At 68.2% G+C, this 22160-nt stretch carries 23 protein-coding genes and 1 pseudogene; 15 read left to right on the top strand and 9 right to left on the bottom strand.

From position 1 onward, the window contains the following. Positions 1-834 (bottom strand): 16S rRNA (cytidine(1402)-2'-O)-methyltransferase, encoded by an 834-nt coding sequence (rsmI, locus tag ACZ5IK_RS03475; protein ID WP_101610639.1) that lies wholly within the window; start codon positions 832-834, stop codon positions 1-3. A gap of 68 nt (positions 835-902) precedes the next feature. On the opposite strand from rsmI, the gene ACZ5IK_RS03470 reads away from it, so the two are divergent. Next, positions 903-2474 carry a dolichyl-phosphate-mannose--protein mannosyltransferase gene (locus tag ACZ5IK_RS03470; RefSeq protein WP_101610640.1) on the top strand — a complete coding sequence of 524 codons (1572 nt, stop codon included), beginning with the start codon at positions 903-905 and terminating at the stop codon, positions 2472-2474. Here ACZ5IK_RS03470 and ACZ5IK_RS03465 read toward each other — a convergent pair. Further along, positions 2425-3411 carry an EamA family transporter gene (locus ACZ5IK_RS03465; protein ID WP_465486376.1) on the bottom strand — a complete coding sequence of 329 codons (987 nt, stop codon included), beginning with the start codon at positions 3409-3411 and terminating at the stop codon, positions 2425-2427. The genes ACZ5IK_RS03470 and ACZ5IK_RS03465 overlap by 50 nt on opposite strands. Positions 3412-3569: 158 nt before the next feature. Here ACZ5IK_RS03465 and ACZ5IK_RS03460 point away from each other — a divergent pair, with 158 nt between their 5' ends. Further along, positions 3570-4139, top strand: coding sequence for a hypothetical protein (locus ACZ5IK_RS03460; protein ID WP_465486375.1), 570 nt, complete (start codon positions 3570-3572; stop codon positions 4137-4139). A gap of 78 nt (positions 4140-4217) precedes the next feature. On the opposite strand, the gene ACZ5IK_RS03455 is transcribed toward ACZ5IK_RS03460, so the two are convergent. Further along, a complete protein-coding gene (locus ACZ5IK_RS03455) occupies positions 4218-5999 on the bottom strand; it encodes a serine/threonine-protein kinase (RefSeq protein WP_465486374.1) in 1782 nt (593 codons plus the stop codon). Between the two features lie 90 nt (positions 6000-6089). Next, complete coding sequence (locus ACZ5IK_RS03450) at positions 6090-6548, bottom strand: hypothetical protein (protein WP_465486373.1); 459 nt, start codon at positions 6546-6548, stop codon at positions 6090-6092. A gap of 163 nt (positions 6549-6711) precedes the next feature. Here ACZ5IK_RS03450 and ACZ5IK_RS03445 point away from each other — a divergent pair, with 163 nt between their 5' ends. The 5 genes from ACZ5IK_RS03445 (at position 6712) to ACZ5IK_RS03425 (ending at position 13130) form a co-directional block, all read left to right on the top strand. Next, complete coding sequence (locus ACZ5IK_RS03445) at positions 6712-7356, top strand: hypothetical protein (RefSeq protein ID WP_465486372.1); 645 nt, start codon at positions 6712-6714, stop codon at positions 7354-7356. A gap of 19 nt (positions 7357-7375) precedes the next feature. Continuing rightward, positions 7376-9139, top strand: a complete 1764-nt coding sequence (locus ACZ5IK_RS03440; RefSeq protein WP_465486371.1) for a hypothetical protein — start codon at positions 7376-7378, stop codon at positions 9137-9139. Beyond that, positions 9136-9507, top strand: a complete 372-nt coding sequence (locus tag ACZ5IK_RS03435) for a hypothetical protein (RefSeq protein ID WP_465486370.1) — start codon at positions 9136-9138, stop codon at positions 9505-9507. Before ACZ5IK_RS03440 ends, ACZ5IK_RS03435 begins: the two co-directional genes overlap by 4 nt. A 62-nt stretch (positions 9508-9569) precedes the next feature. Continuing rightward, positions 9570-11441, top strand: a complete 1872-nt coding sequence (locus ACZ5IK_RS03430) for a propionyl-CoA synthetase (protein WP_465486369.1) — start codon at positions 9570-9572, stop codon at positions 11439-11441. A 108-nt stretch (positions 11442-11549) separates the two neighbouring features. Continuing rightward, positions 11550-13130, top strand: coding sequence for a beta-N-acetylhexosaminidase (locus ACZ5IK_RS03425; protein WP_465486368.1), 1581 nt, complete (start codon positions 11550-11552; stop codon positions 13128-13130). 57 nt (positions 13131-13187) lie between these two features. Here ACZ5IK_RS03425 and ACZ5IK_RS03420 read toward each other — a convergent pair whose 3' ends face one another. The 4 genes and pseudogenes from ACZ5IK_RS03420 to ACZ5IK_RS03405 all read right to left on the bottom strand — a co-directional run bounded on the left by ACZ5IK_RS03420 (position 13188) and on the right by ACZ5IK_RS03405 (position 14840). After that, the gene (locus tag ACZ5IK_RS03420; RefSeq protein WP_465486367.1) at positions 13188-13799 is read right to left on the bottom strand and encodes a TetR/AcrR family transcriptional regulator; all 612 of its coding nucleotides are present in this window, start codon (positions 13797-13799) and stop codon (positions 13188-13190) included. Beyond that, the gene (locus ACZ5IK_RS03415) at positions 13789-14484 is read right to left on the bottom strand and encodes an MOSC domain-containing protein (protein WP_465486366.1); all 696 of its coding nucleotides are present in this window, start codon (positions 14482-14484) and stop codon (positions 13789-13791) included. Before ACZ5IK_RS03415 ends, ACZ5IK_RS03420 begins: the two co-directional genes overlap by 11 nt. Positions 14485-14511: 27 nt before the next feature. Further along, positions 14512-14643 (bottom strand): annotated as a pseudogene (locus ACZ5IK_RS03410) (DUF779 domain-containing protein); the annotation flags it as partial. Positions 14644-14672: 29 nt separating this feature from the next. Beyond that, entirely contained in the window at positions 14673-14840 is a 168-nt protein-coding gene (locus ACZ5IK_RS03405) for a hypothetical protein (RefSeq protein ID WP_465486718.1), read from the bottom strand. Positions 14841-14929: 89 nt separating this feature from the next. On the opposite strand from ACZ5IK_RS03405, the gene ACZ5IK_RS03400 reads away from it, so the two are divergent. The 4 genes from ACZ5IK_RS03400 to ACZ5IK_RS03385 all read left to right on the top strand — a co-directional run bounded on the left by ACZ5IK_RS03400 (position 14930) and on the right by ACZ5IK_RS03385 (position 18349). Next, positions 14930-15730, top strand: coding sequence for an SGNH/GDSL hydrolase family protein (locus ACZ5IK_RS03400; protein WP_465486365.1), 801 nt, complete (start codon positions 14930-14932; stop codon positions 15728-15730). After that, positions 15709-16266: a TetR/AcrR family transcriptional regulator gene (locus ACZ5IK_RS03395; RefSeq protein ID WP_465486364.1), complete on the top strand. Its 558-nt coding sequence runs from the start codon at positions 15709-15711 to the stop codon at positions 16264-16266. The genes ACZ5IK_RS03400 and ACZ5IK_RS03395 overlap by 22 nt, the downstream gene beginning before the upstream one ends. A 248-nt stretch (positions 16267-16514) precedes the next feature. Beyond that, positions 16515-17687, top strand: coding sequence for a sensor histidine kinase (locus ACZ5IK_RS03390; RefSeq protein ID WP_465486363.1), 1173 nt, complete (start codon positions 16515-16517; stop codon positions 17685-17687). Then, the gene (locus tag ACZ5IK_RS03385; RefSeq protein WP_410600391.1) at positions 17684-18349 is read left to right on the top strand and encodes a response regulator; all 666 of its coding nucleotides are present in this window, start codon (positions 17684-17686) and stop codon (positions 18347-18349) included. The genes ACZ5IK_RS03390 and ACZ5IK_RS03385 overlap by 4 nt, the downstream gene beginning before the upstream one ends. Here the strand turns inward: ACZ5IK_RS03385 and ACZ5IK_RS03380 are convergent. Beyond that, positions 18313-19776 (bottom strand): phytoene desaturase family protein, encoded by a 1464-nt coding sequence (locus ACZ5IK_RS03380; protein WP_465486362.1) that lies wholly within the window; start codon positions 19774-19776, stop codon positions 18313-18315. The two genes, ACZ5IK_RS03385 and ACZ5IK_RS03380, sit on opposite strands and share 37 nt — an antisense overlap. 94 nt (positions 19777-19870) lie before the next feature. Between ACZ5IK_RS03380 and ACZ5IK_RS03375 the strand changes: the two genes are divergently transcribed. The 4 genes from ACZ5IK_RS03375 to ACZ5IK_RS03360 are packed head-to-tail and all read left to right on the top strand — an operon-like array spanning position 19871 to position 22051. Then, positions 19871-20605 carry a DUF2786 domain-containing protein gene (locus ACZ5IK_RS03375; RefSeq protein WP_101610657.1) on the top strand — a complete coding sequence of 245 codons (735 nt, stop codon included), beginning with the start codon at positions 19871-19873 and terminating at the stop codon, positions 20603-20605. A 54-nt stretch (positions 20606-20659) separates the two neighbouring features. Continuing rightward, complete coding sequence (locus tag ACZ5IK_RS03370; RefSeq protein ID WP_465486361.1) at positions 20660-21415, top strand: GNAT family N-acetyltransferase; 756 nt, start codon at positions 20660-20662, stop codon at positions 21413-21415. Between the two features lie 28 nt (positions 21416-21443). Then, positions 21444-21785, top strand: a complete 342-nt coding sequence (locus ACZ5IK_RS03365) for an ArsR/SmtB family transcription factor (protein ID WP_465486360.1) — start codon at positions 21444-21446, stop codon at positions 21783-21785. Next, entirely contained in the window at positions 21782-22051 is a 270-nt protein-coding gene (locus ACZ5IK_RS03360) for a hypothetical protein (RefSeq protein WP_465486359.1), read from the top strand. Before ACZ5IK_RS03365 ends, ACZ5IK_RS03360 begins: the two co-directional genes overlap by 4 nt. The last annotated feature ends 109 nt before the right edge of the window (positions 22052-22160 follow it).

The raw sequence follows: 22160 nt of genomic DNA, 5'->3' as shown, positions 1-22160 counted from the left end.
TTACTTGCGGGAGGCGAGGACGGCGTCGTAGAGCTCCTTCTTGGAGACTCCCGTGGCCTCGGCGACTTCTGCGGCGGCGGATTTGAGGCGTTCGCCCGCCGCGACCCGCGACGAGACTTCCGGGACCAGGTCCGCGACGCTCACCGAACGCGGAGGCGCACCCGCCAGAACAACGGTGATCTCGCCTTTGACGCCGTCTGCCGCCCAGGCGGCCAGGTCCGGCAGGTTGCCGCGTTTGACCTCTTCATACGTTTTGGTCAGTTCGCGGCAGACGGCGGCGCGACGGTCGGGGCCCAGGACGTCGGCGGCGTCGGCGAGCGTGCTCGCGAGACGATGCGGAGACTCGAAGAACACGACCGTACGAGGCTCGTCCTTCAGTGACCCGAGCCATTTCGCGCGTTCACCGGGCTTGCGCGGGGCGAACCCGTCGAAACAGAAACGGTCGCAAGGCAGTCCGGACAACGCGAGCGCCGTGGTCACCGCGGACGGTCCGGGGAGGCAGGTCACCGGCACATCCGCCTCGACGCAGGCCGCCACCAGGCGGAACCCGGGGTCGGAGACGCTCGGCATCCCGGCGTCGGTCACCAGCACCACCGTCTCGCCCGACTGGAGCGATTCGAGCAGTTTGGGCAGACGGGCGGTCTCGACGTCCTCGTAGAAGCTGACCACCCGCCCGACCGGCGAAACGTCGAGGGCGGCGGTGAGGGAGCGCAGGCGCCGGGTGTCTTCGGCGGCGATCACGTCGGCCGTCGCGAGGGCTTCGGACAGGCGCGGCGAAGCGTCACGGACGTCTCCGAGCGGGGTGGCTGCCAGCACGAGGCGTCCTTCGGTCATTCCCGAAGGTTAACCGGTTCGCAGATCCGGACACCGAGTTCACTCTTCCGCCCGTAGGATCATGCCCCGTGACCGCACTGCTGACCCGTGACGACGAGAGCGTGCGGCCGGATCCGGTCGACGCGCTCCGGCCACCGAGCGACCGCGAGGCCACCCTCCTCGGCCGCGGCATGCCGACTGACCGCCTTCGCGGCTGGATCGTCACGCTGGTGCTGACGCTCATCGGTGGCATCGTCCGGATCCAGAACCTGGCGACGCCCACGGACAAGGGCACCCCCGTCTTCGACGAGAAGCACTACGTCCCGCAGGCGTGGCAGATGCTGCGCAACGGCGGTTACGAAGACAACTACGGCTACGAGCTGATCGTGCACCCGCCGTTGGCGAAGCACCTCATCGCGATCGGCGAGTGGCTGTTCGGCTACAACGCCTGGGGCTGGCGGATCATGCCGGCGCTGGCGGGCACGCTGATCGTGTTCCTCACCATCCGCGTCGCCCGGCGGCTCACCCGTTCGACACTGCTCGGCGCTGTCGCCGGGATCCTGGTGATCAGCGACGGCGTGCTGCACCTGCAGTCGCGGATGGGCATGCTCGACATCTTCATCGCGGTGTTCGTCCTCGCCGCGTTCGCCTGTGTGCTGTGCGACCGCGACCAGGTGCGGCGGCGGCTGGCTGTGGCCGTCCGCGAGGGCTGGATCGAAGAATCCCGGTTCGGTCCGAAGCTCGGTTTCCGGTGGTGGCGGTTCGCCGGCGGCCTGATGATCGGGCTGACCTTCGGCGTCAAGTGGTCGGCGCTGTACTACATCGCCGCGTTCGGCCTGCTCACCGTGTTCTTCGACGTGGCCGCGCGCCGCGCCGCCGGGGTGCAGCGGCCTTGGGTCGGCACGCTGCGCCGCGACGTGCTGCCCGCGCTGTGGGCGATCGTCGTCATCCCGATCCTGGTGTACCTCGCCTGCTACTGGGCCTGGTTCGCGAGCGAGACCGCGACCGACCGCAACTACGTGGCGATCAAGGACCTCGATCCGGGCTTCTGGGCCTGGATGCCGCCCGCGCTGCGGTCGCTCGGCGACTACTCGATGAACGTCCTCGACTTCCACGCGAACCTGGTGACGCCCAAGGACAAACCGCATCCGTGGGAGTCGAAGCCGTGGACCTGGCCGATGGGGCTGCGGCCGATGCTCTACGCCTACGCGGGCGGCACGGACGCGACCGGTTGTGGCGAGTCGACCTGTATCCGGGCGACGATGCTGATCGGGACGCCGGCGATGTGGTGGCTGGCCCTGCCGATGCTCGGCTGGAGCCTGTGGCGGTCGTTCTTCCGCGCGGACTGGCGCTACGCCGCCGTGCTCGTCGGCTACTTCGCCGGGTTCCTGCCCTGGTTCACCAACCTCGACCGTCAGATGTACTTCTTCTACGCGACGCCGCTGGCACCGTTTTTGGCGCTCGGGTTGACGCTGATCCTCGGCCAGATCCTCGGCGGCGTGAAACGCGGGTTCGAGCGGCGGGGCACGGGCATGCTCGTCGTCGCCCTCTACGTGGGGCTGGTCGTGGCCAACTTCGCCTGGTTGTGGCCGATCCTCAACGGCAACGCGATCACCAATGAACATTGGAACGCCGAGTTGTGGCTTCCGTCCTGGAAGTGACCGCGGCCTGATCCGGTGACCGGCGGCGTGTGAACCGGGCACGGGCGAAGACGCCTGCCGCGACCAATGCGGTGATCGCGACGATGCACACGAGCGACACCGCCGACGGCCTCAGGCGGGGGTCCGGCAGCTGCAAGAGCAGCGCGAACACCGGCGACAAGGTCGTGATCAGTGCCGCGGTGATCGGTTCGGTATGCCGTACGCCGACCTGGAACAGGTACATCGGCAGGGCCACGCCGATCACCGCGAGCACGGCCGACTGCACGAACGCCTCCCCGAGCCGGGGCGTTTCGTCGAAGGCGGTGAAAGCCCAGCCGATCGCGATGATCAGCCAGAAGCGGGTGGCGAGCACCGAACGCGGACTGTTCCCCGCGTCGCTGAGCCGCTTCGAAAACATCATGTTGCCGGTGGACGCGAGCCCGCAGACGAGGGTGAGAACGATGCCGAGGACGATCTCGGCGCCGGGACGCTCACCGACGCCGCTGTGCCCGGCGAGAGAGGCCCAGACCAGCACGACGAGCAGGCCGCAGATACCGACCGCCGTGGCGATCTCCGCACGCAGGACCGCGCTGCCGCGGCGCAGGAAAGTTCCCAGCAGCACTGTCAGCGCCGGGCCGATCGCCAAGCTGATCACGTTGACGATGGCGGGTTCGAGGAACTTGAGCGCGTACAGCATGCTCAGCCAGGTGACCGCGGTGGTGACGTTGATGGCGAGGACGTCGGCGCGCTGCTCGCGGAACGGGCCCAGGGCCGCCGTCAGCCCCCTTCTCACGACTTCGGCGCCGAAGAAGAAGGCCGCCGCGAGACTGAGCGAAATCGCCGCGACGCTGAGCGGACTCAAAGTCTGGACCTGATTGCCGGCATAGACGTCGAGCGTCGCGGTGAACACCGCGAACGCCACCAACGGCACCAGACCGGTACGCGCGACCGAGACCATCTTTCCCCCATTTGCATGTACGTACATCTAATGTAAATACATGCAGATGTTTTCAGCGGGTACGTCGCCCGTCAAGGTCGGATTTCTTCATTTGCCTGTGACACTCATGGCCTTGTTGTTACTCTTCCCCGGTCAGCAGCACTTCGACAGGGGGCACCATGACGATCCGACCGCTCGCCACGACCTTCGCGGCCGCGGCCCTGTTCCTCCTCGTGGGGTGCGAGGAGCAGACGGCCGGGAGCGCGTCGCCTCAGCCTTCGGCGGTTCCGGGCACCTCGACCGCGCCGACGAGCAGCAGTTCGAGCGCTCCCGCTACGACCGCTTCGCGGCCTTCAGCGGCTTCGGCGACCGCTTCGCCGGTCACCAAACCCGCCACCGGCGGCGCGGCGGCACACACGCCGGTCGGCGCCGCGAGCGTGATGGAGGAGTTCCACCACGCGCTGGGCGCCAAGAACCTGGAAACCGTCTGCCGGATTTCGGCGCCCGCCTACGACGGCGGGATCAAGGAGTGCCGCAGCCTCACCCCGATGCTGTTCGAGATGTTCACGCCCGAGGACCTGAAGAACCTGAAAGCCACCCGGGTCGACCCCGCGAAGGTGCGGAGCAAGGGTCCCGACCAGGTAACCGTCCCGCCCACGGCGATCGCGCCCAAGGCGACGATCATGGACAGCGACCCCAAGACGTTCACCATGGCGTGGCGCGACGGGACCTGGTTCATCGTCGACTGAGAGAGCAAGGGACCTTTGCTGGCGTTCGTTAGCACACTAACGAACGCCAGCAAAGGTCCCTTGCTCTCTTTTCGCAGGTCAGCGCGGGTGGCGCTGGGCCTGCGGTTGCTGGTGAGGCTGAGGTTGCGGCTGCTGCTGCTGAGGGCGGCGCTGCACGATCTGGGTCACCGGGCCGTCCGGCGACTTGCCGGCGCGGGCCAGCCAGCCTTCGACGTCGCGGCGCACGGCGGTGAGCGTCGGGCGGCGGCGGGGTTCCTGGTCGAGCGACGCGATGAGGATCCGGGCGTGGGCGCTGCGGTTCGGCAGCTTCGATACCGGTTCGGCGCGAGCCGCGGCCATCAGCGCGGCCATCGGGGTCTCCCGGGTACCGCGGGGAGGCTGGCCCGACAGCGCGTAGCTGACCGTCGCGGCGAGCTGCCAGGCGTCCGAAGCCGGGCTCGCCGGGGAACCCATCGCCTGCTCGGGAGCGACGAAGTCCGGCGTGCCGATCATCATCCCGGTCGCGGTCATCTTCGAGTCGCCCTGACTGCGGGCGATGCCGAAGTCGATGAGATGGGCGAGCCCGTTGCGGTCGAGGATGATGTTCGACGGCTTGAGGTCGCGGTGCAGCACACCCTTCTCGTGCGCCGCGGCGAGCGCGCCCGCCATGGTCGACCAGAGCCGTCCGGCGGCGATGTCGTCGAGCGGGCCCTGCGAATCGACGATCTCGGCCAGCGACTTGCCTTCGAGGTACTCCATGACCAGCGCGAGCCCGTCCGGCTCCTCGACGAGGTCGTACACGCGGACGCAGTTGGGATGGTTCACGACGGCCAGAGCCCTGGCTTCGCGCTGCATCCGCTCCTCGGTGTCACGGTCCGGCGCGTGCGCGATCTTCAGCGCGACAGTGCGGTTGAGCTGAGTGTCGACCGCTTCCCACACGGTGCCGAAGCCACCGTGGCCGAGCCTCCGGACGCGCTTGTAGCGGCCGCCGCCGGAGTTGCGGGACCCCGGAGGTGCTGGGACCGGCCCAGGCACCGCGGCCAGGGCGGGTGGTTCGGGCGCCTGCGCGAGCGCCGTCGCCGGGTACTGCTTGGGCGGCGGCGGGGGCGGCAACTGCTGCTGCGGCTTCGGCGCGGGCGGCTCCGGGCGGTACGGCTCGATCTTCTGCCGGGGCTGCGGGTCCGGCCGGTTGATCACCGACCACGGCGGCGGGCCGACCAGCGCGACCGGGATCAGGCCCAGCACGCTGAGCGGCAGGAAACCGAGCCAGAAGTGCACGGCGGTGTTCGCGCCCATGCCGACGCTCGCCAGCACCATCAGCACGAACGGGATCCAGAAGAAGCGCGAAGGCCACTTCGGTCCGCGGCGGAACGCTGTCCGCGCCTGCAGCATCACGAACAGCAGCGACAGCGCGGGCAACCCGACCAGCAGGATCAGGTAGACGATGTACGAGAGCTGCATGCCGTTCGGGTAGAACAGCACCTCGTAGACGTTCTGGCCGCCGCCGAGGTACACGCTCTGCTGGCCGATCAGCGGGCTCTGGTCGGAGGTGAACGTCGCCAGGTCGCTGGAGCTGAACCCGGATTCACCGCCCGACTTCGTCGAGGCGGCCTCCTGGTAGACCTGCGAAAGGCCGGTGGCCAGCACCCAGGGCAGCAGTAAGACGGCGACGACGCCGATCCCGCCGAAGACGGACAGGGTCACCACGTCGTAGCGGTTGCCGGTGCCTTTGCGGATGATCGCGACGATCATCGCTCCCAGTGCGGGCAGCAGCGCGACCAGCGCTCCCGCGGTGCTCGTCGCCCACACCCAGTCTCCTGGCCAGATCCCTGGCCCGAACAGGCTGTGCGCGAACGAAAGCAGCGCGCTCGCTAGTCCCATGGCCCCTGCTCCCCTCGCTGATTCGGCCGTTTCCGGCGGTTTTTCCCTAGTTCAGCTTAGGACGCTCTACCGGGCCGAGGGGTTGCCGGGTTATATCCCGTGTCTCCAGATGACCGGTGTGACCCGTTCGGCATCGATCTGCCAGCGCTGCTTGCGCCGGGCGAACACGAGCGCCGCCAGACCGGCGCTGCCGAGCACGCCCGCCGCCACGACCACCGGGATGTTCCCGGACAGCGCGCCCAGCACGACGACGGCGAGCCCGGCGGCCACGACGACGATCACCAGCGCCAAGGAAAGATGACGATTCCGCCATACCCACTCCTCGCCCGCGCTGAGTTCGGCTTGCAGCGCCGCCGCGGACGCCTGGACGGCTTCACCGCCCACGCCCAGCTCGATCAGCCTTCGCGCCGCGTACCCGCAGAACTCGCGCTGCCGGGCGGAAGTGAAGACCGGGATCCGCTCCCGGGTGAGACTGCGGACGTCGACGGTCAGCGCGGCGAGTTCGGCGGCGAGCCCGTCCCTCAATTCGACGTCATCCGGTCTGGTCATGAGCTCGGCCTCGAGGCGGGAAGCCTCCGCCAACCGATCACCCGGCGTCCTGTCCATACGAACTCCCCTCGGAACCCCGTCATCCGACCCGGCGAATCATGCTACGCTCTGTGCCCGTTCGAACACCCGCTCTTTGTTCGCGCCGTGCCTGGGGAGGTCACGAATGTCGGCGAGCAACGCGCGGTTGGCGCTGGGCGCCGCCGCCGCGAATTTGACCTTGTGCGCGCTCGTCGGCGCCACTTTGCTGATCACCACGGCGAAAGAACCACCGGTGACCGCGCCGATCGCGGCGTCGGCGGTCTCGTCGTCGGTGGATATCTCGCTTTCCCCGTCCTCTCGGCAAGCGACGACGGCCACCAGCACGACGGCGCGGACGGACGTCGATCAGGCGAGTGGCACCGGCGGTTTCCGGACCGTCGTCCCGCGCGGGTGGAATCCCGAACCGATCAAAAACCAGCCTGGTTCCTTCCAGGCCACCGATCCCACCAGGGCGAGTCACTACGTCCGGTTCGGAAGCTATTCCGCTTCCGGCGAGATCGGGCAGTTCCGGGCGGCTTCGGAACAAGAAGCGAAAACCCGGCTTCCCGGTCTCAGCAGGCTCCGGATGGAACCGCGCGCGGTTCGCGGTTTCGAAGGGGTGGACTGGGAATTCACCTGGGACGGACGGGAAGGACAACAACGGCGGGTCCGCGGGATCTATTGGCGTACCGGCGGAATCGAGTATTTCGTCTACGTCTCGTCGCCCGCTTCCGACTGGACGGCCTGGGAACCGTTCGTCGCCGTGATGCTCGACAACTCGACACCTTGAACGCACCGACGGAGACCGGATGACGAACTGGGCCGCTTTGGCGGCTTCGCACAACGTCCCACCCGACGACAGCACCAGATATCTCGCCGCGGCGGCCCATCTCGATTCGTCCTACGCCGATGACGCCATCCGTGAATATCTCGTCGAACCGACACGGCCGGTCCCGCCGTCACCGGGTTTCCACGCGCCGACGGTGCTCGCCGAGGCGATTTCGGCCCGGTCGCGGCGTAAATACCGGGACGCCCTCCTCGGCGTGCTCGCCTTGGTGTTCCTGTACTTCTCGATCGGAACGGCCCTTTTCTTCATTTGGGTGTCCCTCGCGGGCCTGCTGTCCATCCGATCGATCTGGAAGAGGATGCGGACGGGGAGGCCAGGCGCGGCGCTGCGCGGATTCGGCAGTTTGCTCGCGCTGGCCGTGGTCCTCTTCTTCGTCACGGCGGTCACCTTCGGCGGACTGTTCCTCGAAGATCTGGGCGTCAGCAAGTCGTCTTCGTCGTCCTCCGGCCGCTACGGCAATAGCTATGGCAGTGACTATTACGGTGACGGGACAACGGTTTCGGATCCGTCGCTGGCCTACATCGGCGCGATCGCCGCCGTGGTGATGCTGCTGATCCTGGTCGCCGACCGGATCACCGTGTGGCGGCTGCTGACCGTCCGGTACGGCCGCCGGGCGCGAAGCCGTCCGTTCGGCGGCAAGTCCCTCGACGAGCGCCCGTCCATCGCGGCCGCGCCGCCGCGATTCCGCACCGAACTGGAACGCCATCGCCACGATCGGCAGGTCCACAGCGGCGACGGCGTGGTGCCCTTGGTCGTCTATCGCGGCTACAACCCGTTCGTCGGCGCCGGCGTCGCCCGGCAGTCCTGGTCGATGGTGCTCCCGCTCGAGAAGCTCGACGAGACCGCCAAACCCGACGGGACTCCCTTCGACGAGCTCACCACGGTGGCCTTCTATCAGCGGATCCGCGCCGCGATGCAGGTTCTGCAGCGAAGCGACGCGCTGACCCCGGACAGGCGACTGCGCGAACTGCGGATCCAGGACGTCGTCTACGCCTCCGCCGACGAACTGGTGGACCACGCCCACGAACCCGTCGCCCTTCCCTACCTGCCCCGTCACGACGGCCCGCCGTCGTATCTGCTCCCCGCCGCGGAAGCCGAACAGGTGCGGCGCCAGCCGAGGGAATGGGCGAGGCATTACCTGACCTTCCAGGTCGAAACCTGGGACAGGGACCTGATGATGTCGGCGTTCCTGCACGCCGCCGTCGACAGCAGCACGCTCTACCTCGAGTGGACGCCGTACGTGCTGCCCCCGATCCGCGACGAGTACCGCGTGGTCGACCGGATGACGATGAACTACCTGACCGCGATCGGGCAGGGCGTCCTGCGCTGGCTCAAACTGCCTGCCACCACACCGAGCCGGGTCTGGCACGCGATGCGGACGATCCGGGCACAACCGCACGACATCGACACGCCGAATCCCAGCCGGTACGGCTCGGCCGAAACGCTGCGGGAACTGGCCGCCGCGGAAGAGGTCCGCGACTACTTCCAGCTCGTCGACGTCGAGCGGTACGAGAAGATCCTCGAAAGCAGGCTGGTCCCGGCGATCAGCCAGGTGATGCGGGACTGCGGCTATTCCGCGTCCCAGTTCGAGCGCCAGGCCTCGACGGTGATCAACAACGACATCACCATCACCGGCACCAACAACGCGCCCATCGTGACCGGTGGCGTGAACCAGGGAACGATCTCCGGCGGCACCGTGCAGCAGCCGAGGAACGAGGAGAAATGACCAGGGAGCCCACCAACCGCATCGCGGTGACCGGGGTCAGCAACGCGCCGATCGTCACGGGCGGCGAGAACCACGGCACCATCAGCGGCGGGACGATCCACTACGGCGCCACCCCGGAACAGGTCAGCGACCTCGTCGAGCTGCTCACCCGGTTGAAGACCGAGGTCGGCCAGGCCGGCGTCGAGAAGCGCGAAGTCATCGAGGACAACCTCGACGACCTGGCGGAGGACGTCCGGAATCCGGCCGAGGCCAACTCCGCGGTCGCGCTGAGTCGCTGGGAGAAGGTGAAGAAACTGCTGGCCGGCGCCTCCGACTTCACGGAACTGATCGGCAAGATCTCGGAGAGCGTCGGCAAAATCTTCGCCTGAGGGGCGATCGCGTCACGGCCGGGACATGATGGATCCGGTACCCGAGCGCGAAGGAGCTTTCGATGTACGCCGAGTCGTACCAGCGGAGCCTCGAAGACCCGGAGGGTTTCTGGCTCGAAGCCGCGGAGGCGATCGACTGGACCCGTCCGCCGACGCGAGCCCTCGACATGTCGAAGGCGCCCTTCTACCGCTGGTTCCCGGACGGGGAGCTGAACACGGCGTTCAACGCGCTCGACAGGCACGTCCGGGACGGCCGCGGCGGGCAGACCGCGCTGATCTGGGATTCCCCGGTCACCGATTCGGTACGCCGGTTCACCTACGCGGAACTGCTGGACGACGTCGCCCGGTTCGCCGGCGCGCTCGCCTCTCTCGGTGTCGGGAAGGGCGACCGCGTCATCGTCTACATGCCGATGGTCCCCGAGGCCGCGATCGCGATGCTCGCTTGCGCCCGGCTCGGCGCGGTGCATTCGGTGGTGTTCGGCGGGTTCGCGCCCAAGGAACTGGCGGCGCGGATCGAGGACGCCGAACCGAAGGTGATCGTGGCCGCGTCGTGCGGGATCGAACCGGCACGGGTCGTCGAGTACAAACCGATCATCGACGAGGCACTCGCGGGCACCGCCCATCAGCCGGACAAGGTCGTGGTGCTGCAGCGCGAGCGTGCCCGCGCCGAACTGGGCGAGCGCGACGCCGACTGGGCCGAACTGGTCGCGAACGCCTCCCCCGCCGATCCGGTGCCGGTCGCGGCGACCGATCCGCTGTACATCCTGTACACCTCCGGCACCACGGGGAAGCCGAAGGGCGTCGTGCGCGACACCGGCGGGCACGCGGTCGCGCTGGCCTGGTCGATGGGCGCGATCTACGACATCCACCCCGGTGACGTGTGGTGGACGGCTTCCGACGTCGGCTGGGTCGTCGGCCATTCCTACATCGTTTACGCGCCGCTCCTCATCGGAGCCACGACGCTCATGTTCGAGGGCAAACCGGTCAATACCCCGGACGCGGGCGCGTTCTGGCGGGTCCTCGCCGACCACGGCGTGAAGGCGCTGTTCACCGCGCCGACTGCCTTGCGGGCGATCAAGAAGGTCGACCCGGATGCCAACGAAACGAAGAAATACCAGCTCGGCGGGTTCGAGACCCTGTTCATGGCGGGTGAACGGCTCGATCCGGAGACGTATCACTGGGCGCACGAGAAGCTCGGCGTGCCGGTGATCGACCACTGGTGGCAGACCGAGACCGGCTGGCCGATCGCGGCGAATCCGCGCGGGCTGGAACCGATGCCGGTCAAACCCGGTTCCGCGACGAAACCGGTACCGGGCTGGGACGTGCGGATCCTGGACCAGTCGGGCGATCCGCTTCCGGCGGGCAAGGAAGGCGCGATCGCCATCAAACTTCCGCTTCCGCCGGGATCGCTGCCCACGCTGTGGCAGGACGACGAGCGGTATCGCGAGGCGTATCTTTCGCGGTACGAAGGCCACTACCTGACGGGTGACTCCGGATACGTCGACGAAGACGGCTACCTGTTCGTCATGGGCCGCACCGACGACGTCATCAACGTCGCGGGTCACCGGCTTTCGACCGGTTCGATGGAGGCGGTACTGGCGTCCCATCCCGCCGTCGCCGAATGCGCGGTGATCGGCGTCCGTGACCAGCTCAAGGGGCAGCTTCCGCGCGGATTCGTGGTGCTGAAGTCCGGGGTCGACGCCGACGCCGAAACGCTCAAGGCCGAATTGGTCGCACTGGTCCGGCGCGACATCGGCCCGGTGGCCGCGTTCCGTGACGTGTCCATTGTGGACGCGCTGCCGAAGACGCGATCCGGGAAGATCCTGCGCAAGACCATGCGCGGAATCGCCGACGGCCGCGACGAGCAAGTGCCCTCGACGATCGAGGACGCGAGCGTTCTCGATGCCTTGAAAGCGGTTCTGCGCGGCGAATGACCGGTGATCGGTACGCCGTCCTAGTCCGATCGGGTGTTGTCCCGTTTGCCCTATTGGTCTATACCTCTAAAGGAAGAGAGTCTCCAGTTCCCCGACCGGAGGTGCTCCATGAGTAAACGCCTGTCCACAACCGTGCTCGGTGTGGCCGTCCTGGGTCTCGTGACCTTCGGCCTGCCAGCGACGGCGAGCGCGACACAGCACGCGAAGGCCGAACGGACCGTCACCGACGTCGTCCCCGCGCCGGTCGACGCGAAACCGGATCCCCGCGCGAACTTCCGGCTCGGCCCCGGGACAGTCATCCGTGCCGATCGCGACGGCAAGCAGGTCGCCGAGTACCTGGCCGGGCTGCTCCGGCCCGCCACCGGCTACCGGCTGCCCGTCGTCAGCGGCCACCGCGGCGGCGGCCCCGCCATCTCGCTCGAAACCGGCCACGCGAGCGGCCGGGTCGGCACCGAGGGTTACCAGCTCAAGGTGTCGTCCTCGGGCGTGACCCTGAAGGCGAACACCGACAAGGGCCTGTTCTCCGGCGTGCAGACGCTGCGACAACTGCTCCCGTCGGCGATCGAAGCGAAGACCGTCCAGAAGCGTTCATGGGTGGTCTCGGGCGGCACCGTGCTCGACTACCCGCGCTTCGGCTACCGCAGCGCGATGCTCGACGTCGCCCGGCATTTCTTCAAGCCGGAGCAGGTCAAGCTGTACATCGACCAGATCGCGCAGTACAAGATCAACACGCTCCACCTGCACCTGAGCGACGACCAGGGCTGGCGGATCGAGATCAAGAGCTGGCCGAAGCTGGCGACCGTGGGCGGGCAGACCGCCGTCGGCGGCGCTCCTGGCGGGTACTACACCCAAGAGCAGTACAAGGACCTGGTGCGCTACGCGGCTTCGCGGCACATCACGATCGTTCCCGAGATCGACATGCCCGGGCACACCAACGCGGCCCAGCACTCCTACGCCGAACTGAACTGCGACGGCGTCGCGGTGCCGCCGCGCACGGACATCGAGGTCGGCTACAGCTCGCTGTGCATCAAGAGCGACATCACCTACAAGTTCGTCGACGACGTCCTCCGCGAACTGGCCGCGATCACCCCCGGCAAGTACCTCAACATCGGGGGCGACGAGGCGCACGCGACCACTCCGGAGGATTACCAGACCTTCGCCAAGAAGGTGCAGCCGATCGTCGCGAAGTACGGCAAGACGATCACCGGCTGGCACGACATCGCGAAGACGACCCCGCCGCTTTCGGCCGTCCCGCAGTTCTGGGGCACGACCGGCACCGACGCGAACGTCGCCGCGGCGGCGGCCCGGGGCAACAAGATCCTGATGTCGCCCGCCAACAAGGCCTACATGGACATGAAGTACCACCCGCAGACGCCGCTCGGGCTGGCCTGGGCCGGGCTGATCGAGGTCAAGACGGGTTACGACTGGGATCCGGCGACTTACCTGCAGGGCGTGACGGAGAAGAACGTCATCGGTGTCGAGGCGCCGCTGTGGTCGGAAACGCTCGTGACCAGTGAGCACATCGAGTTCATGGCGTTCCCGAGGTTGCCGGGTTACGCCGAGATCGGCTGGTCGCCGAAGGATTCCCGGACGTGGGACGCCTACCGGCTCCGGTTGGCGAAGCAGAGCCCGCGGTGGGTTCAGCAGGGTATCGACTTCTACCGGTCCACTCAGGTCGACTGGAAGTAGCTCGCGCGAGTGTCATGAAAGGGGCTTTCAGGACGAAAAGTGTCCTGAAAGCCCCTTTCATGACACGGCGGCGGCGTCGAGACGGGCGGTGATCGCGGCGCGGGCCAGCGCGTAGGGCTCGGTGCCGCCGAACATCACCGAGTCGGCGTTCGCGGCCCGGCCGAGAGCGTGCAGTTCGAAGGCCAGCCGCGCCACGTCGACGGACTCGCGGAGGTGCCCGGCCTTCCGCGCCTCGACGGCGGTCGCCCGGATGAACTCGGCGAAACCCCGGCTCGCGTTCGCCACCGCGTCGTGGACCCGGCCGGTCCGCGCGTCGAATTCGGCGCCGGTGTTGAAGAAGAAGCAGCCGCCAGGGAACACCCGGCGTTCCGAGTAGTCCAGCCAGTTCGCGCACAGCGCGCGCAGCCTGACGATCCCCTGCTCGACCTCCAGCGTCGGCCCGACGACGTTCTCCGCGAAGATCGCACTCGCCGTCTCGACCGCCGCGAGCTGCAGTTCCTCCTTGGAACCGAACAACGCGAAGACCCCGGATTTGCTCAGTTCCAGCTCGGTCGCGAGCCTGCCGAGGGACAGCCCGTCGAGCCCCTCGACGGAGGCGATGTCGACGGCGCGCCGCAGCACGATCCGCCTCGTCGCGTCGCCGCGGGCCACCCGGCCGTCAACCGGCATCCCGTTCCTCCCGCCGCCGTTTCGCCGATTCCAGGCCGTCACGGTACTGCCGGGAGAGCGACGGCGCCGCCAGCACCCGGTCCAGCAGCGCCCAGTACGCGGCGCGGCGAGCGTCGTCCAGCCGGGCGACGTTGGTGAACGACGCGACGTACACCTCGGCGATCGTCGGACTCGCCGGATCGCGTTCTTCGAGCGTCATCAGGCCCGAAGTCGGGACCTCACCCGTCCGCAGCACCCGCAGGTACCAGCCGCTCCGGCCGGAATCGATCATCGCCGGGATGACGTCCTTGCGCCCGGTCTTCATCGCGAGCTTGAAACACGGCGTCCGCGGCTGCGAGACCTGGACCAGCGCGTCTCCCCAGGCCCAGACGTCGCCGACGCGGACGTCGTGTTCGTCGGCGCCCACCACCGACGCGTTCTCCCCGAAGTCGCCGGCCACCACCGCGAAGCCCTGCTCCGACCAGGTCGCGTAGTGCGTCGCCGGATAGACGTAAACGGCTTTGTCGACCCCGCCGTGGACGGTGCGATCCGCCTGGTCGTCCCCGGCGAGGTTGATCTCGTCCAGCTTCAATGAAGACGCGTCGACACGTGACTTCGCGATGGCGCTGTACACCGGGACGTCACGCTTCACCCCGAGTACGGACGGCCGCCCGACGAAGACCTCGTTCACTTCGAGTGTGCTCACAAACCCGAAGATAGCACGACCGTTCGTTTACTCAAGTAGTCTCGAGCGGGTCAGGAAACGCACGCCCTCGGGCGCTTCCAAGGAGAACCCGCTCCCCCTGCCGGGTACGACATCGATGGTCAGATGCGTGTGCTTCCAGTACTCGAACTGCGGTCCCGCGGCCGGTGTCAGCGCGACCCGCTCGGTCGTCAGAAGAACCCGAGCACACTGTCCGAATAGGACACGAGCATGTTCTTGGTCTGCCGGTAGTGATCCAGCGTCATCTTGTGGTTCTCGCGCCCGATGCCGGACGCTTGCGGCCACCCTGGTTCAGCGCGAAGAGCGCGAACCCGCGTCGCGCGGTCACCTTCACCCATCGGGCTCGCCTCGGCCGCTGAGTAGACAGCGTCTACTTGAGTTTGATAGACAGTGTCTACAAGGTGAACTCGCGGTTACGGAGATCTGGATGGGCTACCAACGTTTCGTCGCGCTCGGCGACAGCTGCGCCGAAGGGCTGGCCGATCCGCATCCGTCGGGTGGCTTCTACCGGGGCTGGGCGGACTTCGTCGCGGCACGCCTCGCCGAGGAAGAGTCCGGTTTCCGCTACGCCAATCTCGCGGTCCGAGGGCGCAGGCTCGACCAGATCCACGCGGAGCAGACCGAGGCGGCGAGCAGGCTCCAGCCGGACCTGATCGCGTTGTTCGGAGGCGGCAACGACGTGATGAGCCGCGGCTGGGACGCGCGCACGGTCGCGCGCCGCGTCGACACGGCCATCCGCGTTTGCACCGAAATCGCGCCGAACGTCGTGACCTTCACCCTCAGCGACATCTCGCACCGCATGCCGATGGGCCACCGGATGCGCCCGCGCCTCACCGCGCTGAACGACGCCGTCCGGGAAGCGTCCGTCAGTTACGGCGCGACGCTCGTCGACCTCTGGCCGGACCACGCCGCGCACGATTCCCGCTACTTCGGCCCGGATCGGCTGCATCTGTCCGAGCAGGGCCATCGGCGCCTCGCCGGGCACGTGCTCGGCAAACTCGGCGTCACCCACGACTCGGCCTGGCTCGAACCGCTCCCCGGTTCGGCGGGACGCCCCGGCCTCCGCGCCGACCTGAACTGGTTGACGCGGGAGGTCCTCCCGGTCGCGGTCAGCCGCTTCCGCAACCGGCTCAGCGGCCGCCAGCCGGGCGACGGCTTCCTGCCGAAGCGCCCGGATCTCCTGCCCGTCCTCGAGGAGACCCGGTCGTGGGCGCCCGAACCCGCCTGATCGACACCGCGGCGACCTTGCTGGCCGAAGAGGGTGTCGGCGCGGTGACGCTGCGCGGGATCGCCAAGGCCGCCGGCGTCTCGCACGGCGCACCCTTACGGCATTTCTCCGGCCGCGCGGCCCTGCTCTCGGCGGTCGCCACCCGCGGCTACACCGAGCTGCTCGACCGCGGCGACGGCCTGCCCGCCGGGACCCCGCGCGAGCGGCTCATCGCGGCCTGCCACGGATATCTCGACTTCGCGCTGGCGCATCCGGCGATGTTCGAGCTGATGTTCCGCCGCGACCTCATCGATCCGGACGATCCCGAACTCACGCGGGTGAGCAGCGCGGTGTTCGACTTTTTCGCCGCGCTGGTCGCCGAGGTGCAGAACGGCGACTGGCATCCCATGACCGATCCGCGCTTGCTCGCGTCCTCGCTGTGGGCGTCTTTGCACGGTCTCGCCCAGTTGTGGCTCTGGGGCGGACTGGCGGGTGCCAGCTTCGCGCCCTCGCCGGAAAGGGCGCTGGCCGTCACGCTCGACGCCTACCTCGACTGAAGCTCGGCGAAGAGGCGGCCCGTTCCGGATATCCCCTCCCGAAGGCCCTCTTACCCGGGGCAGGTCATCCTCTTCGCCGAGTCGGGGAATGGAAATGTCCATCCTGTTCCGACGGTAACCGGACAGATCACCGGGCGGAATCCCCGCGAGTCGGAGGCCGGGGTAAACCTTGGCGGTATATCGGCGGGCGAATACCGCGATGGTTGCAGGAATTGGGCGCGTTAACGCCGCGGCGGTAGTTTTCGTCAGTGCCGTCCCCAGCTCAGCCCTTTCAGCTCCTCCGCGCACGGCCGCTGCTCCTCGACTGCCTGATCACGGCGGCCTCGGCCACTCTCCTCGCGCTGGGCGCGGCGCCTCGCGGCGGTTCGTTCGGCGACCCGGTCGAGCCCGGGGTCGTCGCCCTCGCGGTCCTCATCGCCCTCCCGCTGGTCGTGCGGCGCCGTCATCCGATCGCGGTGCTGCTCGCCTCGGTTTCGGTCATGACCGTCTACACCGCGCTGGGCTACCGGGCCACATTGGGCGAACCCGCGGCCTTCATCGCGGCGTACACGGTGTGGGCGCGCTATCCGCCCGCGAAGGCCGTGGCGCCGACCATCGTGTGGGTCGTCCTTTTCGAGCTGGGGCTCGTCCTCGGCGAGGTGCCGTCCTTCGTGGTCGACACGACCCGCCTGATCGCGCAATGCGTGGGCACGATCATCGTCGGACGGCTCGGCTACGTTCGCGCGGACCGGATGGTCGAGCGCGCCGTCCGCGCGGAACGGGAGATCCGGCTCGAAGCGGAACAGGCCGTGGTCGAGGAACGCATCCGTATCGCGCACGAGCTGCACGACGTCGTCTCCCACCATATTTCGGTGATCTCGGTGCAGGCGAACCTCGCGCGCTACGTCTTCGAGTCCTCCCCCGACACCGCGCGCACCGCGCTGGACACCATCACAGGGACCACGACGGAAGCCCTCGACGAACTGCGGCGCTTGCTCGGGGTTCTGCGCCCGCCGCGGCGCGAACCCCACGAATACCGCCCTCAGCCCGGCCTCGCCGACCTTCCCGCACTGGTCACCCGGGTTCGCGAGGCGGGCCTTACGGTGAACACGCGCACCATCGGCGAACCACGACGACTTCCGCCGGGACAGCAACTGTGCACCTACCGAATCGCGCAGGAAGCGCTTACGAACGTACTGAAACACGCGGATAAGGCGAGTGTGGAACTCGTCCTCGAATACGGTGAGGAAGCGCTCGTACTCCGCGTCACCAATTCCGCTTCGGAGGAGACGCCACCGCCCAATCCGGCGGGACAAGGCCTCATCGGAATGCGCGAACGAGCGAGAATGTACGGTGGTTCGATAGAAATGGGACCGGCCGGATCAGGCGGTTTCGCGATCGAACTGACCCTTCCCTATCTTCCGCAGGAGCGAGCCCGGTGACCAGTGTGCTGGTGGTCGACGACCAGGATCTCGTCCGGGCGGGCTTCGTCGCCCTGCTCGGCGCGGTTCCCGACGTGCACGTCGCGGGCGAAGCGCGAGACGGGCTCGAGGCCGTCGAGAAGGCGCGTGAACTGCGTCCGGACGTGATCCTGATGGACATCCGGCTGCCCGAACTCGACGGCGTCAAGGCGACCGAGCGGATCCTCGCGCATGCCGGGCCGGACAAGCCGAGCGTGCTCATGCTGACGGTCTTCGACCTCGACGAGTACGTCTACACCGCGTTGCGCGCGGGCGCGGCGGGCTTCCTGCTCAAGGACAGTCCGCCGGAGACGCTGATCGCCGGGATCCACGCGGTCGCGCGCGGCGACATGCTGTTCGGCCCGACCATCACCCGGCGGCTGGTCGAGGCCTTCACCCAAGGCCCGCCGGAACAACCGTCGGCCCCGCCCGCGTTGGCCGGGCTGACCGAACGCGAACTCGAGGTGCTGCGGTTCGTCGGCACCGGCATGCCGAACGCCGACATCGGCCGGAGTCTGCTCGTCAGCGAGGCCACGGTGAAGACGCATCTGAACCGGCTCATGACCAAACTCGGGATTTCGAGCCGCGCCCAAGCCGTGGTGGTCGCCTACGAAACCGGCCTCGTCCGGCCCCGCGGATCATGAATTACGCGCTCGAAGTCCTTGCCCAGTACGGATTTCGCGGCGTGCCAGCCGCCCATCCCGTGCACGCCGGGTCCCGGCGCCGTCGCGGCCGAGCACAGGAAGACGCCGCCGAGCGGGGTCTTGTGCGGATTCCACCGCACGACAGGCCTTCCGAGCACCTGCCGCAGGTTCACCGCGCCGGCGGCGACGTCACCGCCGGGGTAGTTCGCGTTGTACGCCTCGAGTTCCGGCGCGGTGAGGCACCGGCTCGCCAGGATCGTGTCGGAGAACCCGGGCGCGAACCGTTCGATCCGCCGCCGGACGATCTCGGTGACGTCTCGCGGATCCCCGTGCGGCACATGGCAATACGCCCACACCGGCCGCTTGCCCGGCAGCCCGCGCGACGGATCGATCGCCATCGGATCCGACACGAGCACGAAGCGGTCGTCCGGATCTCCTCCGCGCGCGATGGCGTTTTCGGCGGCGTACACCGCGTCGCGCGTGCCGCCGAGATGGACGGTGCCCGCCTTGCCGACCTCCGGAACCGCCCACGGAATCGGTTCGGACACCAGGAAATCGACCTTCGCCGCGCCGGGTCCGTAGCGGTAGGACTCCAGCGCCTTCCGGTATCGCGACGGCATCAGATCGCGGGCGATGTCGAGGAAACCGCGCGGGGCGATGTCGAGGATCACCGTCCGCGACTTCGCCAGTTGCCGCAGATCGGTGATCCGGCTTCCGGTGTGGATCCGCCCCCCGTGCGCGCGGACGTCGGCGGCGAGGGCCTCGGTGATGGTCTGGCTTCCGCCGCGAGCGATCGGCCAGCCTGTCGAGTGCGCGAGGTGGCTGAGCAGCAAGGTCGCCCCCGCCGCGGCGAGCGAAGGCTGACGGCCCATCACATGCGCGGAGACGCCGGAAAGCAGCGCGGGCGCCTCCTGGCCGGTGAACAGGCGGCGCTCCAGTCCGGCCGCGAGCGTCGCGATCCGGGCCGGGAGCAGGGCTGCGATCCGGGGATCACGGGGCGGATGGCGAAGGTCGCCGAGCAGGAGATCGGCCAGTTCGCGGCTGTTCCCGGCCAGCGGTCCCAGCAAGCGGCGCCACCGGGGGCCGTCCGTACCAAGGACGTCACAGGTCCGGTCGAGATCTTCATAGGCGAGTCCGGCCCGGTTACCGTCGAGCGGGTGTGCGTACGCGATCTCCGGCCGCAGGAGGTCGACACCGTGCTCGGCGAGGCCGAACCAGCGGAAGAACGGGGACGCCGCGGCCATCGGATGCCCGGTGGCGCAGATGTCGTGCAGGACGTCGTCGTCGAACAGCGGGGCCGTGCGTGTCCCTCCGCCGATCTCGTCCGCCGCCTCATGCACCTCGACCGACAGGCCCGCCCTGACCAGCAGGACCGCCGCCGCGAGCCCGTTCGGGCCCGAACCGACCACCGACACCTCGACCGACATAGCACCCCCTTGCCGGGATCCGGAGATCTTGCCCGAATATTGTCGGACCTCTCTCCTAGGTTGATCCGCTCCAACCCAATCAGGAAGGGGGGCCATGCCCGACCATGACACGCTGCTCGCACGCGTCCGGAAACTTCTCGCGAAGGCGGAGGACCCGGCGGTCACCGAGGCCGAAGCAGAGTCGTACAACACCAAGGCCGCCGAACTGATCGCCCGGTACGGCATCGATCAAGCACTGCTGGCCGCCTCCGGGGCGACCGCCGACGAGATCACCCAGATCATGATCCCGCTCGACAATCCGTACAGCCGCGACAAGGCGGGCCTGCTCACGAACATCGCGCATCCCCTGCGCTGCCGGGCCCTGCTGCACCGGCTCGGCCAGTCGGTCACCGCGGTGACCGTGTTCGGCTTCCGCTCCGATCTGGAACGGACCGAACTGCTGTACACGAGCCTGCTGTTGCAGGCGACCACGCAACTGACCAGGGTCCGCCCGGAGAACCGGGTGTTCATGGGCGAATCACTGGCCGCGTATCGGCGGACTTGGCTGCACGGGTTCTCCGGCGCGGTCTACGAACGACTCCGCAACAGTGAAGACACCGCGGCCCGCACCCACACCACCGCCGCCGGCCACCGCTCCGCCGAACTGGTGATCCAGGACCGGACCGCGATGGTCAAGCAGGCATACGACGAGCAATACGGGGATCTGCGCTCGGCACCGCCGAGGCGGCTGTCCGGCAGCGGCTACCTCGACGGTCATTCCGCCGGCGAGCGCGCCAACCTCAACACCACCGGGATCACCGGACGGCGCCGCGCGCTGCCCGTGCGCTAGTCAGTACCGAAAACCACCTCGTGAGAAACGCGTGTCCCCGGGTCTACTGAGGACATGATCGTGATCGAAGACCTGGCCACCCGGCCTGAGCTGCGCGAGCCCGCGCTCGGCCTCGGCGGCGTCGGAGGCGAATTCCTCCAGCACGACCTGACGGGCCTGCTGGCGAAATCGTCCCACTTGGCCGCGCGCTGGCCGGAATACTTCCTCGTGCTGCTGGAAGACGGCGTCCCGGTGGCGAGAACAGCCGCCGTCCCGGTCGGTTTCCCGACGGCCGACCGTCCGGAACTGCCGGACCACGGCTGGGACGCCGCCCTGATCTGGGCCGCGGAAGACCTGATGAGCGCCCGTGAGACGAACACTCTGATCGCCCTCGAAGTAATGGTCGCGCCAGGCCGCCGCGGTGGCGGCCTGGCCACAAAAGCTTTGAAAGCACTGAAAACGCGTGCCTCGGAAACCGGCATGCGCAACCTCGTGGTGCCGGTTCGCCCGGCAGGGAAGGAGAACGAACCCGAACTGTCCTTTGAGGACTATGTGGCTCGCCGTCGCCAGGACGGGCTGCCCGAAGATCCGTGGCTGCGCACGCACGAACGGCTCGGCGCCCGGTTCGTGAAAGTGGCGCCGTTCGCGATGACGGTCACGGGCACCTTCGCGCAGTGGAAGGCGTGGACCGGTGTCGAACTCCGCGACGGCCTCACGGCCGTGCCGGGCGGGATCGCGCCGGTGCTCGCCTCCTCGGCGCAGGACGTCGGCGTCTACGTGGAGCCGAACGTCTGGATGGAGCACCTGGTAGATCGAGCCAGCACCTGCTAGATTTCTTTGGCATGTGCAGGAGCTCGGCATGACCGCCACCGGATCCTCCGGCGACGAGCTGCTGCGGCTGCTGGGGGCACTGTCGAATCCGCACAGGCTGCGGATCGTCGCGGCGCTCCGCGCGGAGCGCGCGTACGTGAGCCAGCTGGCGCGAGAGCTCGGCATCAGCCGGGCGCTACTGCAGCTCCACCTGCGCAAACTGGAGGCGGCCGGGCTCGTGTCGGCCACCCTGGAGCTTTCGGAGGACGGGAAAGCGATGAAGTTCTACGAGGTGACACCGTTCCTGGTCGAGCTGAGCCCGGAAACCATCGCCGCCGCGGCGCCGACGCTGAGCACACCGGCACCGGGAGATGAGGGGGAACGACCGTGAAATGGCATCAATGGCAGGAGGTCGCCGGGGTGATCGGCATCTTCGTGTTCCTCACCGTGGTGATCACGGTGGTCGTCTGGCAGTTCGGCGCGACCGTCCGGGCCAGGGGCGCGCTCGCGCGCGAGCAGGAATACCGCAGGCTCGCCGAGAAAGCCGTCCAGGCGCAGGAAGAGTCCGAACGCAAACTCACCGAACTCGACGGGCGCCTCGCGGATCTCCAGAAGAGCGTGGGCTCGGTCGAGCGGATCCTCAAGGAGGTCGGCTGATCGGCCGGTGAAGACCCTGGGCCGCCGAGCGGCAACTCGACGGCCCAGGAAAGAAGAAGCAAAAACCTCGCCCGAGGCATCTCACTCCTTCACGCAAAGGACTGTAGTT

The sequence above is a fragment of the Amycolatopsis sp. NPDC031561 genome (assembly GCF_055580625.1).
Note: the sequence above shows the minus strand (reverse complement) of the source record. Positions and strands in the feature narration are given on the sequence as shown.

Excerpts from the sequence above, each read along its gene's own strand:
- rsmI (WP_101610639.1), bottom strand. The coding sequence starts at position 834 with ATGACCGAAGGACGCCTCGTGCTGGCAGCCACCCCGCTCGGAGACGTC.
- ACZ5IK_RS03455 (WP_465486374.1), bottom strand. The coding sequence starts at position 5,999 with ATGGGACTAGCGAGCGCGCTGCTTTCGTTCGCGCACAGCCTGTTCGGG.
- ACZ5IK_RS03375 (WP_101610657.1), top strand. The coding sequence starts at position 19,871 with ATGCCCGACCATGACACGCTGCTCGCACGCGTCCGGAAACTTCTCGCG.
- ACZ5IK_RS03440 (WP_465486371.1), top strand. The coding sequence starts at position 7,376 with ATGACGAACTGGGCCGCTTTGGCGGCTTCGCACAACGTCCCACCCGAC.
- ACZ5IK_RS03445 (WP_465486372.1), top strand. The coding sequence starts at position 6,712 with ATGTCGGCGAGCAACGCGCGGTTGGCGCTGGGCGCCGCCGCCGCGAAT.
- ACZ5IK_RS03420 (WP_465486367.1), bottom strand. The coding sequence starts at position 13,799 with ATGCCGGTTGACGGCCGGGTGGCCCGCGGCGACGCGACGAGGCGGATC.
- ACZ5IK_RS03405 (WP_465486718.1), bottom strand. The coding sequence starts at position 14,840 with ATGGGTGAAGGTGACCGCGCGACGCGGGTTCGCGCTCTTCGCGCTGAA.
- ACZ5IK_RS03435 (WP_465486370.1), top strand. The coding sequence starts at position 9,136 with ATGACCAGGGAGCCCACCAACCGCATCGCGGTGACCGGGGTCAGCAAC.
- ACZ5IK_RS03460 (WP_465486375.1), top strand. The coding sequence starts at position 3,570 with ATGACGATCCGACCGCTCGCCACGACCTTCGCGGCCGCGGCCCTGTTC.
- ACZ5IK_RS03430 (WP_465486369.1), top strand. The coding sequence starts at position 9,570 with ATGTACGCCGAGTCGTACCAGCGGAGCCTCGAAGACCCGGAGGGTTTC.
- ACZ5IK_RS03450 (WP_465486373.1), bottom strand. The coding sequence starts at position 6,548 with ATGACCAGACCGGATGACGTCGAATTGAGGGACGGGCTCGCCGCCGAA.
- ACZ5IK_RS03370 (WP_465486361.1), top strand. The coding sequence starts at position 20,660 with ATGATCGTGATCGAAGACCTGGCCACCCGGCCTGAGCTGCGCGAGCCC.
- ACZ5IK_RS03365 (WP_465486360.1), top strand. The coding sequence starts at position 21,444 with ATGACCGCCACCGGATCCTCCGGCGACGAGCTGCTGCGGCTGCTGGGG.
- ACZ5IK_RS03465 (WP_465486376.1), bottom strand. The coding sequence starts at position 3,411 with ATGGTCTCGGTCGCGCGTACCGGTCTGGTGCCGTTGGTGGCGTTCGCG.
- ACZ5IK_RS03380 (WP_465486362.1), bottom strand. The coding sequence starts at position 19,776 with ATGTCGGTCGAGGTGTCGGTGGTCGGTTCGGGCCCGAACGGGCTCGCG.
- ACZ5IK_RS03400 (WP_465486365.1), top strand. The coding sequence starts at position 14,930 with ATGGGCTACCAACGTTTCGTCGCGCTCGGCGACAGCTGCGCCGAAGGG.
- ACZ5IK_RS03425 (WP_465486368.1), top strand. The coding sequence starts at position 11,550 with ATGAGTAAACGCCTGTCCACAACCGTGCTCGGTGTGGCCGTCCTGGGT.